We start from the raw sequence: 13,064 nt of genomic DNA, 5'->3' as shown, positions 1-13,064 counted from the left end.
AGCAAACGCGGTAGCGCGGCCTTAGCCCACGCTGTGTTCAAGGCTGATAGCAAGTAATCTTTGGGCTTCCACGGCAAACTCCAGCGGCAGCTCGGAGAACACGTCCTTGCAAAAGCCGTTGACGATCATCGAAATCGCATCGTCTTCGCTGATCCCGCGCTGGCGGCAGTAGAACAGCTGATCTTCGCCGATACGCGAGGTCGTCGCCTCGTGCTCCAACTGCGCGGTATTATTGCGCGCTTCCACATAAGGAAACGTATGTGCGCCGCATTCACTGCCGATAAGCATGGAGTCACACTGGGTAAAATTACGTGCGTTGGTGGCGGTCGGCATGATTTTCACCAGCCCGCGATAGGTGTTTTCGCTCTGGCCGGCCGATATCCCCTTCGAGATAATGGTCGAGCGGGTATTTTTGCCGATGTGGATCATCTTGGTGCCGGTATCCGCCTGCTGGCGGCCGTTGGTCAGCGCGACCGAGAAAAATTCCCCCACCGAATTGTCGCCGCGCAAAATCACGCTCGGGTACTTCCAGGTAATGGCCGAGCCGGTTTCGGACTGCGTCCAGGACATTTTGGCGTTTTCACCCGCGCACAGCGCGCGCTTGGTGACGAAATTGAGAATACCGCCCTCGGCCTCGCTGCCAGCGAACCAGTTTTGCACCGTGGAATACTTCACTTCAGCATCTTTCAGGACAATGACTTCCACCACTGCCGCATGCAGCTGATAGCTGTCGCGCACCGGCGCCGAGCAGCCCTCAATATAGCTGACATAGCTGCCTTCATCAGCAATCAGGATAGTCCGCTCAAACTGGCCGGTTTTGGCGGCGTTGATACGGAAATACGTCGACAACTCCATCGGGCAGAGCACGCCTTTCGGTAAATAAACGAATGTCCCGTCGGAGGCGACCGCCGAGTTGAGCGCGGCAAAGAAATTGTCGTTAGCGGGTACCACGCTGCCCAAATACTGGCGCACCAGTTCGGGGTGCTCATGGATAGCCTCACCGAAGGAGCAGAATATAATGCCCTTCTCCGCCAGCTTATGGCGATAGGTGGTGGAAACCGACACCGAATCGAAAATCGCATCGACCGCGACCTCGCTGCCTTCGCGTACCGGCACGCCGAGCTGGTTGAACGCCTGTTCCACTTCATCGGTAAGGTAGTTTTTTGCCCCTTCCGCGCCGGACTGCTGCGTAGAACCGGGCTGCGAGCCGCACGTATCATCGCAGGCGCCGCACGACGGTGCGGAATAGTAACTGTAATCGTTATAGTTGAGCGGCTTGTACTTGGCTTTCAGCCAATGCGGCTCGTCCATTTCCAGCCAGGCGCGATAGGCATTGAGACGAAACTCCAGCATCCACTCCGGCTCATCGCGTCTCGCCGAGATAGCGCGCACCACATCTTCACTAATACCGTGCGCCAGTTCTTCGGTGGCCAGTTGGGTAAAGAAGCCTTCTTTATAACGCTCGCTTTTCACCCAGGGCTGCGTCGTGTCAATATTGCTTCGTGCCATAATGATTCATCGCTCAAAGGCCAAAGCTTTCGCCGCACCCGCAGGCGTGCTGAGCTTTGGGATTGTTAAATTTGAATACGTGGTTCAACCCTTCCTGTACGTAATCCAGTTCCGTGCCGTCAATGAAAGGCATCGCTTTTAGCGGCACATACAGCTTGACGCCGTCATGTTCGTAGACGCGATCGCTGTCATCGGTCTGCGTGGCCTTCTCCACCACATAGCCGAAGCCGGCGCAACCGGACTGTTTCACGCTAAGCCGCAATCCCAGCATGGTGGGGTCACTCTCTACCAGACGCAGAATCTGATGGGCGGCAGAATCGGTTATCGTCAAGCCGCGCCAGATATTCTCCTCCAGGGAGAACGTCTCAACCTTATTGTCTACTTGCATCAGGTTTACCTCATGACGTTACAAGCTGATACTCGGAAAACCCGCCTATGTTAAAGAGTTGTATTTTCTCTTCAACCTTGACCTTTATAGGGGAATAGGCCGTTTTATGGGAAATGGCTGTAGCTATCGCCGGCAAGCGCCGTTTTCAGCCGCTATTCCCCTAATTTATTTAGGGCTATTTTACCGCTAATGCCCTGATTTTCCGTATGTATGAAAAGAAAAGATCATTTTTTTAATACTAAAACTTTCTGCCCCGTGACTAAAGCGAATATTCATAGAAATAAACTATTTTTATAACAGGTGAAAAAATAACTCGTCATTTTCGCTCAGCCAATAGCCAAATAACCCTAAAATGCTATGGAAATAAGCGTAGCGGCTCTGTTGTCTTTATTTGATAATAATTATCATTAGCGTAGCTACTGGCCGATTACTCTTTCCAATATTGGCTTCCATTATCGGGTACCACGCGCCCTCTCTCGTCTTGATAACAATTATATCACAAAAGCACCGACGGCAGCAGGCTCTTCTGTGCCCCGTCCGGACAGCGTCAGAGGTCAAAGCCCTAGCGTCGCCTCCCCTTGGGCCGGCTGTCCGTTGACGGGTTGGCGTGCCTCGTCCGCCTCCGGCGCAACCCGCCGTCGGTGCGCTTAAGCGGCTAAGCCCCCTCCGGGTACATTTCTGATTCCCCTGATCCAGGTCTATCGCTATGCTGGATTCCTTGGTGATTTCCCGCTGGATCCTGTTATGCCCACGTCCGACCGCCGCGTCACTCGCGGCACCGGAGTTGAATAAGCGCATCATCCCTATCGTCTTCTTTACCTTTATTTGCTATTTGACCATCGGTATTCCCCTGGCCATCCTGCCGGGCTTTACCCACACGACGCTGGGTTTTTCGACCCTGCTCGCCGGTATCGCCATCAGTGGCCGTTTTGGCGGCCGTCGGGTGGCGCTGCTGTCTTTTGTGGTTGAAACCGCGGGGCTGCTGACCGGTGCCGGTTTCTCGCTGGTGTTTCCTGCGCTGGAGGTGGAGGCCATGAAACAGGTTCCGACACAAAATCAGGGCACCGCACTGGGCACCTACTGCGCATTCCTCGATCTGGCACTTGGCGTGGCTGGGCCGGCGTAAATTCGCTGTAAAGGCACCGGGCGCAGCCTCAGCCGTTCGGACCGTCCAGAACGGCGGTGGTCAAGCGGGAGACGCAGGTTAACCGCGCCGTATCGTTGAAAATGTGAATATCCCACACCTTGCGCGTGCGGCCGAGGTGAAACGGGCGGCATACCGCGCGCACCCAGCCGTCATAAACGCTGTTAAGTCTCTCCAGCGACGGTGTACGCGTCCAAATCATGCGATGATCTCCAAAAGTGCCTGTAGCGGATGACGGAGGCTTTCACCCTCGATACGCTTGACCTGACTGCGGCAGGAATAACCGGTCGCCAGGCAGCGGCCGCGCGGCAGCTGTGCAAGTTGTTGTTTATAGACATTACCGAATCGTTTCCCAAAGACCGTTACCGGCAGTTATTGCAACAGATCCCCGATCAGGTATACACGCCGGACCAGCTGGGGACCTATTATTATGCCTTCAATATCCGGCGGGGGCCCACTCAAGACGTACGGGTGCGCAAAGCGCTGTCCTACGCTATTGACCGACGGATCATCGCCGGCAAAGTGGTCGGCTCTGGCGAAAAACCGGCCTGGCATTTTACCCCTGACGTAACGGTCGGCTTCACGCCCACGGCTAGTTATTTGCAGCAGCATAGCCAGCAAGAGCTGGGTGCCCAGGCGCGGGCCCTGACGCAGGCCGCCGGTTACGGACCGAATAAACCGTTGACCCTTACCCTGCTGTACAACACGTCGGAAAGTAATCAGAAGATCGCTATTGCCGTGGCGTCGATGTGGAAAAAAACTCTGGGCGTCAATGTCAAATTGGTCAATCAGGAATGGAAAACCTATATCGATAGCCGCAATACCGGTAATTTTGACGTGGTGCGAGCATCGTGGATCGGCGATTACAACGAGCCTTCCACCTTTTTATCGCTGCTGATCTCAACCCATAGCGGTAACATCGCCAAGTTTAGTGATCCCGCCTACGATAAGCTGTTACAGAAGGCCAGTCGGGAAACGCAGCCGCAGCGGCTGAGCGAAGATTACAATAAAGCAGAGACCATGATTGCCGAGCAGGCCCCAATTGCGCCGATTTATCAGTTCACCAATGGCCGCCTGATTAAGCCTTGGCTGAAAGGGTATCCGATCATCACCAACCCGGAAGACTTGTCCTACAGTCAGACGCTCTATGTGGTGAAACATTGACGGTCAGGCGAGCAGGCCGTGTCGTTGGCGCGGGGCGCGGCGTTTAATCTGTCACCCTGCCGTGAGCCGTTGGCAGCGGCACTGCACATCCGGGGCGCCGTCGCGCTCTGGATGACGCACTTTTGCGACATTTGCTACCGGGCAAACCACCAAATAGTCTGCTCAGCCCTCAGCCCTCAGCCCTCAGCCCTTCGCCAAAGCGCTGATTCCGAGCTGCTATTGCGTATGCCTGTTAAGGTGAGCAAGTCGCCGGTGAAGAGAGGGAGAGGTCATGCGTCCTTTCTGACTGACTGCGGACGGTGATTATTAAACAACTCGCGGCGGATGCCATTAGAGAAGAATGAAGGTAATGGGTATACATACCAGCAACGAGTACACCACTTTGAACAGATAGTTTGGCAGGATGTAATGCAGCATTTCGCCCAGCGTCATGCGGGTTGCAAAGAACATCATGATCCAGATTATCGAGTTTTGGTGACAGGAAAATGGCTATCAGTAGCGACGATACAAATAAAGTGAACAGTACAATGAATATGGTGAACTCTATTATAGCGGTTCAAATCCAGCGGGCTTAACGAGCATGAAACCAGAATGGTATGACGATCGTGGGCAGAAAAAAGCCAGGAGAGCGCATAGATACCGCGCGAATGGGCGTAATTCGTGCTCTCGTGACCGTAGGTGCCCGCCATGCCGCAGCAGCCGACGCTGACCGGCTCCAGGCGCGCCACGTAGCGGGCGAAAATGTCGCGCCATTGCCGGGCACTTGCCGGCAATTGTGTGGCTTCGGTACAGTGGCCGAACAGATACCAGGGCGCCGCCTGCACCGCTGGTTCGGGCGCGTGGGCCCGCGACGATGCGGGTCTCTCTCCTGCAGGCCGGCAAGCCATTTATGAACCAATTGTACCTGGAATTCGCCACGGTCGGCGCCCAGCACTTCGCGATATTCGTCGCGATAGCAGAGCGCCGGGTCCACCGCCACCATCGGCAGTCCCAGCAGCGCCGTGGGTACGGGCGAACCGCTGCAAAAATCCTTTGATATGCTGCGCTTTGCCGTTGGGGGAAAAGGGCAATAACACCGGTTCAGCCCTAGTTTTACCACCAGCCGGGCGAAATCCGCCACCACGCGCGCATCATAATAGCTGGTAAAAGGATCCTGAACGATAAGCACATGTGCCTGGCGCTGTGAGGCGGGCATCTGCTCCAGCGCTTCCAACGTGGGCTGCGCGTTGAGAATGTCCGCCGCCTGACGGCGCAACGGCGGCACATCCACCATCCCCACGGTCCGCTCGCTCAACGTGCGCACGACAGACCATTTCAGAAAAAAATTGAACGTCGCCCGCGCCATGAGAGGCGCATACCCCTCTACGCCGGCCACCAGATAATCATGCACCGGACGTAGATACCGGCTGTGGTAAAGCTGCAAAGCGCGCGCGGAAGCCCGGTACATCGATTTTGATCGGGCACTGGCTTGAGCATGCCTTACAGGCCAGGAAGCCGGACATCGCGCTTTTTACCTCGTGGGAAAAATCGTACTCGCCGCGCCCGCCAACTTTTGCCGACCCGGGCAACAACGTCTCGTAGCGTGGCCATCCCCTGCGGCAACTCCTGCTCCAGCTGTAGCGGATCGACGCCCTGCTGTGCCAACAGCCGCAGCCATTAGCGAACCAGCGTCGCGAGTTGACCGTCTATCAGGGCGCCATCGTCGCCGGCGAATTCCAGGATGTTCAGCCCCTGCATCGTCTGACCGGGGACATCCTCAATCAGCTCGCGCACCAAGTCCCAGACAATATCCTCCCGCGCCAGATTCAGCACCTTGAAATCGATGGTTTCCACCGATAGCGCATGGGCCTTCCAGCATAAATTGCGCATTGCGCAGCGCGGAATCGAAAGAGTCAAACTTCACATTGACTAAACGGCACACCTTCGGCAGCAGCATAATATCCAGCGTCGCCTCGGTGATAAACGCCAGCGTGCTCTCGGAGCCGGTGAGGATACGGGTCAAGTCGAAGGTTTGCAGATCATCGCTGAAGACATGGCGCAAATCATAGCAGGTTAAAAACCGATTAAGATCGGGAAGTTTTTCCAAGATCAGACTGCGCTGTTGCAGGCAGCGTTCCACCACCGTGCGATAAATGTCGCCGATGCGGCCCGGCTGCGCCGCCGACGTCGGCATCGCGCTGGTCTCGAGCCGTTCACCACCCAGCAATACCATCTGCAGCCCGAGGACATGGTCGGAGGTTTTGCCGTACACCAGCGAGCCCTGTCCCGAGGCGTCGGTGTTGATAATGCCGCCCAGAGTGGCGCGGTTGCTGGTAGAAAGCTCGGGTGAGAAGAAATAGCCAAGCGGTTTGAGTTTGAGGTACTGGTTTAACTGATCCTTGATAACCCCCGCTTCCACCCGTACCCAGCCCTGCTCCGTATTGACTTCAAGAATACGGTTCATATAGCGGGACATATCCACGATCACGCCGCGATTGAGGGATTGCCCATTGGTCCCGGTACCGCCGTCGCGCGGGATGAAGCTGAGTCCCTGAAAGGCCGGCAAGGCCGCCAGCCGGCCAACCAGCGCGACATCATCGTCGGCAATAGTCGAACCTCACTGTTTTATCATATTTTTTGTCCATGCCCTGCCGGCCCAAAAAAATCGCGCGCCCGCGGGCGGCCTGCGTGAATAACTAAACGAAAGTTTTCATTCGCCCCTGTCAAAAAATGACGATATACCCCATCATTATGCTACTCGCCCACATCGGCCATCGTCAGGTCGCGGGCAACCCGTCGTTTGTTTGAGGAGAAAGGTGTTTCATGGATTTCCCGCGCCAGCTTCACGATTTGCCCAGAATGTTATTCAGCGTGACGTTTATCGCGCTGATGACCCTTAGCTGCTTTTGGGTAGTACAGCCCTTTATTCTCGGCTTTTCATGGGCATCAATGGTGGTGATAGCGACCTGGCCGCTGCTGATAAAGGTGCAGCATTTGCTCTGGGGACGGCGTTCGCTGGCGGTGGTGGTCATGACGTTACTGCTGTTGCTGCTGTTTGTGCTGCCGGTATCGATCCTGGTGAGCAGTATTGTCGATAATAGCGCCCCGCTGGTTGCCTGGGCTACACAGCCGGATCGGCTGACCTTGCCCGCCCTTGCCTGGCTGCAGGATATACCGATGGTGGGCCGCAAACTCTACAGCGCCTGGCAATCACTGATTTCCGGCGGTAGCGCGCCGTTAATGAGCAAAATCCAGCCCTATATCGGCAAGGCCGCCAGCTGGCTGTTGGGCCAGGTGGCCAACCTGGGCAGCCTGCTGCTGCACTGCGGGTTGATGATTTTGTTCAGCGTCTTGCTGTATTTGCGCGGCGAACGCGTAGGGATGGCGGTGCGGCATTTCGCCATACGCCTGGGCGCAGAACGTGGCGACGCATCGGTTCTGCTGGCGGCGCAGGCCATCCGGGCGGTCGCGATGGGCGTGGTGCTGACCGCTATTGTCCAGTCCGTGCTGGGCGGCGTCGGTCTGGCGATTACCGGCATTCCACTGGCGACCGTCCTGACCGTAACCATGTTCGTGTTGTGTATCGCCCAATTAGGCCCCTTGCCGGTGCTGATCCCGGCTATGATCTGGCTTTATTGGAGCGGCGATACCACCTGGGGAACGATATTACTAGTATGGAGCTGTGTCGTGGCGACCCTGGATAACATTCTGCGGCCGATATTCATCCATATGGGGGCCGATTTACCGATGCTTCTGGTGTTGTGCGGCGTATTGGGCGGTTTACTGGCTTTCGGAATGATAGGCCTCTTTATCGGACCAGTAGTGCTGGCGGTCTCCTGGCGGTTGGTATTCGCCTGGATGCAGGAAGCGCCACCGCCGGGAAAAATCGATAATCCGGAAAAACAGCTTAAAGAATTACATTAATCCCCTTAGGTCCCGGCGCTCGTCGGGACAATTATTTCCCCCCGTCGCAGCACCTATTCTCTTAAATCGCTAAGTCATTTTGCCGTTATTTTACTTTAGCCGACACTGGCCCCAGCGAGCGGCTTATATAGGATGAATCTGAGTGACGTACCGCAGGTTTATCCCTACTATGCGTGTTATTAGCTCTATGATTTAGTAATGATTTTAATGCTACCCGGCATGACAGAATTGCTGTGTGTAGTCTTTGCCCATCTTTAAGATGGGCTTTTTTTTATGGCTAATTTGTGACAAATAAAATAACAACGCCGGTATTAATATACCGGTGTCCATTATTTCGTTCCGTTCTCTTTTAAAGCGCTAAATTGCCACGAGTGGCGCGTAGGCTAATTTTTTGCCAGGCTTAGCCAGGTGCTCACGACGGTATCCGGGTTGAGTGACAGACTATCGATGCCCTCTTCCATAAGCCAGGCGGCGAAGTCTTCGTGATCGGACGGCCCCTGTCCGCAGATGCCGACATATTTACCCTGTTTTTTCGCCGCGCAGATAGCCATGGACAACAGCGAGCGGACCGCCTCATCCCGCTCATCGAACAGCGCCGACACCAGGCCCGAATCCCGATCCAGCCCCAAGGCCAATTGGGTCATATCGTTCGAGCCGATGGAAAAACCGTCAAAGTGGGCGAGAAATTGTTCGGCCAACAGCGCGTTGGAGGGGATCTCGCACATCATGATCACCTTCAGGCCGTTTTCGCCCCGTTTCAGACCTTGCCGCGCCAGCTCCTCGACCACCACCTGCGCCTGCGCCACGGTGCGCACAAACGGGACCATAATTTCCACGTTGGTCAGCCCCATGTCGTTACGCACCCGCTTAACAGCCTCGCACTCCAGCGCAAAACAGTCGCGGAAACTGTCGGAAACATAGCGTCCGGCCCCACGGAAGCCCAGCATCGGGTTCTCCTCGTCCGGCTCGTAGCGCTCGCCACCCACCAAGTTGGCGTATTCGTTAGACTTGAAGTCGGACAGACGCACAATGACGCGTTTCGGCGAAAACGCCGCGCCCAGAGTGGCAATCCCTTCAGTCAGACGGGCGATATAATACTCTTTCGGGCTGTCGTAACCGTGGATCATATCGGTGATTTCGCGCTGCAGGGCCGGCGTCTGCTGATCGAATTCCAGCAGCGCACGCGGATGCACGCCTATCATACGGTTGATAATGAACTCCAGCCGCGCCAGCCCCACGCCGTCATTGGGCAGACAGGCAAAATCGAAGGCACGATCGGGATTGCCGACGTTCATCATGATTTTCAACGGCAATGCGGGCATTTCGTCAATGTCCGAACGGGCGACCTCGAAAGGCAGTATTTCCTGATAAATGTAGCCGGTATCCCCTTCGGCGCAGGACACGGTAACCGATTGCCCGTCGCCGATGCGTTCGGTGGCATCGCCGCAGCCGACCACGGCGGGGATCCCCAGTTCACGGGCGATAATCGCCGCATGGCAGGTTCGCCCGCCACGGTTGGTGACAATGGCGGCGACCTTTTTCATAATCGGTTCCCAATCGGGGTCGGTCATGTCGGTCACCAGCACATCCCCGGCCTCAACACGGTGCATTTCGCTGATATCGTGAATGATTTTCACCGGCCCGGCGCCGATGCGATGGCCGATGGCGCGGCCTTCTATGATGACCTCGCTGCGGTGGGTGAGCCGGTAGCGCTCCATCACCTGCCCGCGGGAGCGCACCGTTTCCGGCCGCGCCTGCACGATGTAAAGCTCACCGGTGTGCCCGTCCTTGGCCCATTCGATGTCCATCGGCCGCTGGTAATGTTGTTCAATCAGTACCGCCTGACACGCCAGATCCTGCACTTCCTCATCCGTCAGGGCAAAGCGCTGGCGCAGCGCCTCGGGCACCGGCTCGGTGCGCACCTGCTCGCCGTGGGCAGCGCTGTCGGCATAGACCATGCGGATTTTCTTGGATCCGATATTGCGCCGCACTACTGCAGGTCGACCGCTGGCCAACGTCGGTTTGTGAACATAAAACTCATCGGGGTTGACCGCGCCTTGCACTACCATTTCGCCAAGCCCGTAGGCGGCCGTGATGAAGACCACCTGGTCAAAGCCCGATTCAGTATCAATCGTGAACATGACGCCGGAGGCGGCCTCGTCGGCGCGGACCATGCGCTGCACGCCCGCTGAGAGGGCCACGCCGCGGTGGTCGTAGCCTTGATGCACACGATAGGAAATGGCCCGGTCGTTGAACAGCGAGGCATAAACATGCTTGATGGCGGTCATTACCGCATCAATGCCCTGCACATTGAGGAAAGTTTCCTGCTGACCGGCAAAGGACGCGTCGGGCATATCCTCCGCGGTGGCCGATGAACGTACGGCAAAAGAGGCGTCGGCATCATCGGCGGACAATTGTTGGTAGCAGGCGGTAATGTCGGCTTCCAGGCCGGGCTGGAATGGGGTATCGATAATCCATTGGCGGATCTGGCTGCCGGCCTTACTGAGGGCGGCGACGTCATCAATATCGGTCTGGTCCAGAAGTTGGTAAATCCGTTGATTGATCCTGCTTTGATTGAGAAATTCGTTGAATGCCTGGGCAGTAGTAGCAAAACCATTGGGCACCGACACGCCCACGGCGGACAAATGGGTAATCATCTCACCTAGCGAAGCGTTTTTCCCGCCTACCCGGTCCACATCATGCATACCAAGCTGGTTATACCACAGTACATTTTCGGCAACATTGTCATTTTGCGGCATCTGGGTCATCCTTTTAAAATATGTGCACGGATATCGTGTCGCTATAGTGACGACAGGCAAAAAGCCTACTTTGAGGTTAGCATAATCCTCCATGCGCTCGCCCAATATGAATCGTGTCAGCGACCAAATTAAGACCAAGCCGTATTCCAGCAAGGGAGTCGTCTATGGAAAGAAGCGTATTTTTTATTTCTGATGGTACCGCCATCACCGCCGAGGTAGTGGGGCACTCGGTTTTGTCGCAATTCCCTCTAACGACCGCCCTGTACACTCTGCCATTCGTCGAGAGTGAAACCCGCGCGCGCGCGGTACGCGAGCAGATTAATGCTCTCTACCAACAAAGCGGCGTCCGACCTCTGGTATTTTATTCGATTGTCACCCCAGCGGTCCGGCACATTATCGAGGAGAGCGCCGGCTTTTGTCAGGATGTGGTACAAGCTTTGGTGGGGCCGCTCCAGCAGGAATTAGGCATCGCGCCAGATCCGGTGGCGCACCGGACCCACGGTCTGACCGCCACTAATTTAAGCAAGTACGATGCGCGTATCACCGCCATTGATTATACCCTCGCCCACGACGATGGTATTTCGCTGCGCAATTTGGATCAGGCGCAAATTATTTTGCTCGGCGTGTCGCGCTGCGGTAAGACCCCCACTAGTTTGTATTTAGCGATGCAATACGGTATCCGCGCCGCCAATTACCCTTTTATCGCTGACGATATGGATAATCTTTCGCTGCCCGCGGCCCTGAAAGCCCACCAGCCCAAACTTTTCGGTCTGACCATCGACCCCGAGCGCCTGGCTGCTATCCGCGACGAGCGCCTGAGCGACAGCCGCTACGCCTCGCTGCGCCAGTGTCGGATGGAAATTAATGAAGTGGAATCTCTATTTCGCAATAATAATATCCGCTATCTCAACTCCACCAATCACTCCGTTGAGGAAATCGCGGCGAAAATTATGGATGTGTTGGGGATGAGCCGGCGCATGTATTAGCAAATTTTGCCGGGCAAGGTTGAATTCAGCGCCGGTTGGGGTATCGTGAGCAGCATCGCTTCCCGGTAACTCCACCGCGGTGAGTCCACCATTTTAGAGATAAGCATGCAAAAGACAGATGAATTGCGCACACGGCGCATCGACCGATTAGTTGCTCCCGCCTCGCTGGCCGCCGCCTTGCCGCTAAGCGCGGCGATGGCCGAGAATGTATTGCGAGTGCGCCAGCGTATTGAACGTATTTTACACGGCGATGATCCCCGTTTGCTGGTGATAATCGGCCCCTGCTCCATCCACGATACCGATGCGGCGCTGGATTATGCGCGCCGGCTTAATCCGCTGCGCGTCAAGTACCAAGACCGACTGGAAATCGTCATGCGTACCTATTTTGAAAAGCCGCGCACCGTGGTGGGTTGGAAAGGGTTGATTGCCGATCCGGGGCTGGACGGCAGTTTTCGCGTGAATGACGGTTTGGAGATCGCCCGGCGGCTCTTGCTGGCGGTCAACGAATTAGGCCTACCGACCGCAACGGAATTCCTGGATATGGTCACCGGCCAATATATTGCAGATCTGATTAGCTGGGGCGCTATCGGCGCGCGCACTACCGAAAGCCAGATCCATCGCGAGATGGCCTCCGCGCTGTCCTGCCCGGTCGGCTTCAAGAACGGCACGGACGGCAATATCCAAATCGCCATCGACGCCATTCGCGCCGCCCGCGCGTCCCATCTCTTTCTGTCCCCGGACAAACAAGGTCAGATGACGATATATCAGACCGGCGGCAATCCGTATGGGCATATTATTATGCGCGGCGGCAAAGTGCCTAATTATCAGCCGCCGGCGATCGCCGATGCCAGTGCGCAGTTGGCATCTTTCGGGCTGCCGGCGCATTTGCTGGTGGATTTCAGCCACGGCAACAGCCAGAAGCAGTATCGCCGTCAATGGGACATCGCGCATTCTGTTGGCCAACAATTACGTGACGGCAGCCGGCAGGTGGTGGGGGTAATGGTTGAAAGTAATCTGGTGGCGGGTAATCAGACCCTGCGCGCCGACAAGCCGTTGACCTACGGTCAATCCATTACCGATGCCTGTCTTGGCTGGGAAGACAGCGAGCGTCTGCTAGCGCTGCTGAACGACGCAGTGGATTGCCGCTTCTAGTCGGCTATGCGGCCCGGCCGGGTAGGATATAGCCTGCCGGGCCGTGGCCTCATTGTTGC

The 13,064-nt window shown here is 56.2% G+C and carries 8 protein-coding genes, 1 other RNA gene and 4 pseudogenes; 6 read left to right on the top strand and 7 right to left on the bottom strand.

The annotated features are described in order from the left end of the window. Positions 1-21: 21 nt before the first annotated feature. Both sufB and sufA read right to left on the bottom strand, forming a co-directional pair. Positions 22-1,509, bottom strand: a complete 1,488-nt coding sequence (gene sufB, locus SGP1_RS12705; protein ID WP_011411252.1) for a Fe-S cluster assembly protein SufB — start codon at positions 1,507-1,509, stop codon at positions 22-24. A 13-nt stretch (positions 1,510-1,522) separates the two neighbouring features. Beyond that, positions 1,523-1,897, bottom strand: coding sequence for a Fe-S cluster assembly scaffold SufA (gene sufA, locus SGP1_RS12700; protein ID WP_011411251.1), 375 nt, complete (start codon positions 1,895-1,897; stop codon positions 1,523-1,525). An 889-nt stretch (positions 1,898-2,786) separates the two neighbouring features. Here sufA and SGP1_RS27500 point away from each other — a divergent pair. Beyond that, positions 2,787-3,017 (top strand): annotated as a pseudogene (locus tag SGP1_RS27500) (MFS transporter); the annotation flags it as partial. Between the two features lie 34 nt (positions 3,018-3,051). Here SGP1_RS27500 and SGP1_RS12690 read toward each other — a convergent pair. Both SGP1_RS12690 and SGP1_RS36440 read right to left on the bottom strand, forming a co-directional pair. Then, positions 3,052-3,243 carry a hotdog fold thioesterase gene (locus SGP1_RS12690; protein WP_050747629.1) on the bottom strand — a complete coding sequence of 64 codons (192 nt, stop codon included), beginning with the start codon at positions 3,241-3,243 and terminating at the stop codon, positions 3,052-3,054. Next, positions 3,240-3,359, bottom strand: a pseudogene (locus tag SGP1_RS36440) (hypothetical protein); the annotation flags it as partial. The pseudogene SGP1_RS36440 and the gene SGP1_RS12690, both read right to left, overlap by 4 nt. A 12-nt stretch (positions 3,360-3,371) precedes the next feature. Here SGP1_RS36440 and SGP1_RS12685 point away from each other — a divergent pair. Next, positions 3,372-4,205: pseudogene (locus SGP1_RS12685) on the top strand (peptide ABC transporter substrate-binding protein); the annotation flags it as partial. Positions 4,206-4,535: 330 nt separating this feature from the next. Here the strand turns inward: SGP1_RS12685 and SGP1_RS35160 are convergent. Together SGP1_RS35160 and SGP1_RS27495 are read right to left on the bottom strand one after the other, a co-directional pair. Beyond that, entirely contained in the window at positions 4,536-4,658 is a 123-nt protein-coding gene (locus SGP1_RS35160) for a hypothetical protein (protein WP_279379385.1), read from the bottom strand. 745 nt (positions 4,659-5,403) lie between these two features. Next, a pseudogene (locus SGP1_RS27495) lies at positions 5,404-6,780 on the bottom strand (FAD-binding protein); the annotation flags it as partial. 227 nt (positions 6,781-7,007) lie between these two features. Here SGP1_RS27495 and ydiK point away from each other — a divergent pair. Next, positions 7,008-8,108: an AI-2E family transporter YdiK gene (gene ydiK, locus SGP1_RS12675; protein ID WP_011411250.1), complete on the top strand. Its 1,101-nt coding sequence runs from the start codon at positions 7,008-7,010 to the stop codon at positions 8,106-8,108. Positions 8,109-8,279: 171 nt separating this feature from the next. Next, positions 8,280-8,383, top strand: an RNA gene (gene rprA / locus SGP1_RS25665) — antisense sRNA RprA. A gap of 108 nt (positions 8,384-8,491) precedes the next feature. On the opposite strand, the gene ppsA is transcribed toward rprA, so the two are convergent. Continuing rightward, complete coding sequence (gene ppsA, locus SGP1_RS12670; RefSeq protein ID WP_011411249.1) at positions 8,492-10,867, bottom strand: phosphoenolpyruvate synthase; 2,376 nt, start codon at positions 10,865-10,867, stop codon at positions 8,492-8,494. Positions 10,868-11,031: 164 nt separating this feature from the next. On the opposite strand from ppsA, the gene ppsR reads away from it, so the two are divergent. Continuing rightward, complete coding sequence (gene ppsR / locus SGP1_RS12665; protein ID WP_011411248.1) at positions 11,032-11,853, top strand: posphoenolpyruvate synthetase regulatory kinase/phosphorylase PpsR; 822 nt, start codon at positions 11,032-11,034, stop codon at positions 11,851-11,853. Between the two features lie 105 nt (positions 11,854-11,958). Then, the gene (locus tag SGP1_RS12660) at positions 11,959-13,005 is read left to right on the top strand and encodes a 3-deoxy-7-phosphoheptulonate synthase (protein WP_011411247.1); all 1,047 of its coding nucleotides are present in this window, start codon (positions 11,959-11,961) and stop codon (positions 13,003-13,005) included. The last annotated feature ends 59 nt before the right edge of the window (positions 13,006-13,064 follow it).

The sequence above is a fragment of the Sodalis glossinidius str. 'morsitans' genome, from assembly GCF_000010085.1.
GTDB lineage: Bacteria > Pseudomonadota > Gammaproteobacteria > Enterobacterales > Enterobacteriaceae > Sodalis > Sodalis glossinidius.
The sequence above is the reverse complement of the archived record's forward strand: the minus strand, read 5'-3'. Positions and strand labels throughout refer to the sequence as shown.

Coding starts and splice junctions, on each gene's coding strand:
- sufB (WP_011411252.1), bottom strand. CDS start 1,509: ATGGCACGAAGCAATATTGACACGACGCAGCCCTGGGTGAAAAGCGAG.
- sufA (WP_011411251.1), bottom strand. CDS start 1,897: ATGCAAGTAGACAATAAGGTTGAGACGTTCTCCCTGGAGGAGAATATC.
- SGP1_RS12690 (WP_050747629.1), bottom strand. CDS start 3,243: ATGATTTGGACGCGTACACCGTCGCTGGAGAGACTTAACAGCGTTTAT.
- SGP1_RS35160 (WP_279379385.1), bottom strand. CDS start 4,658: ATGATGTTCTTTGCAACCCGCATGACGCTGGGCGAAATGCTGCATTAC.
- ydiK (WP_011411250.1), top strand. CDS start 7,008: ATGGATTTCCCGCGCCAGCTTCACGATTTGCCCAGAATGTTATTCAGC.
- ppsA (WP_011411249.1), bottom strand. CDS start 10,867: ATGCCGCAAAATGACAATGTTGCCGAAAATGTACTGTGGTATAACCAG.
- ppsR (WP_011411248.1), top strand. CDS start 11,032: ATGGAAAGAAGCGTATTTTTTATTTCTGATGGTACCGCCATCACCGCC.
- SGP1_RS12660 (WP_011411247.1), top strand. CDS start 11,959: ATGCAAAAGACAGATGAATTGCGCACACGGCGCATCGACCGATTAGTT.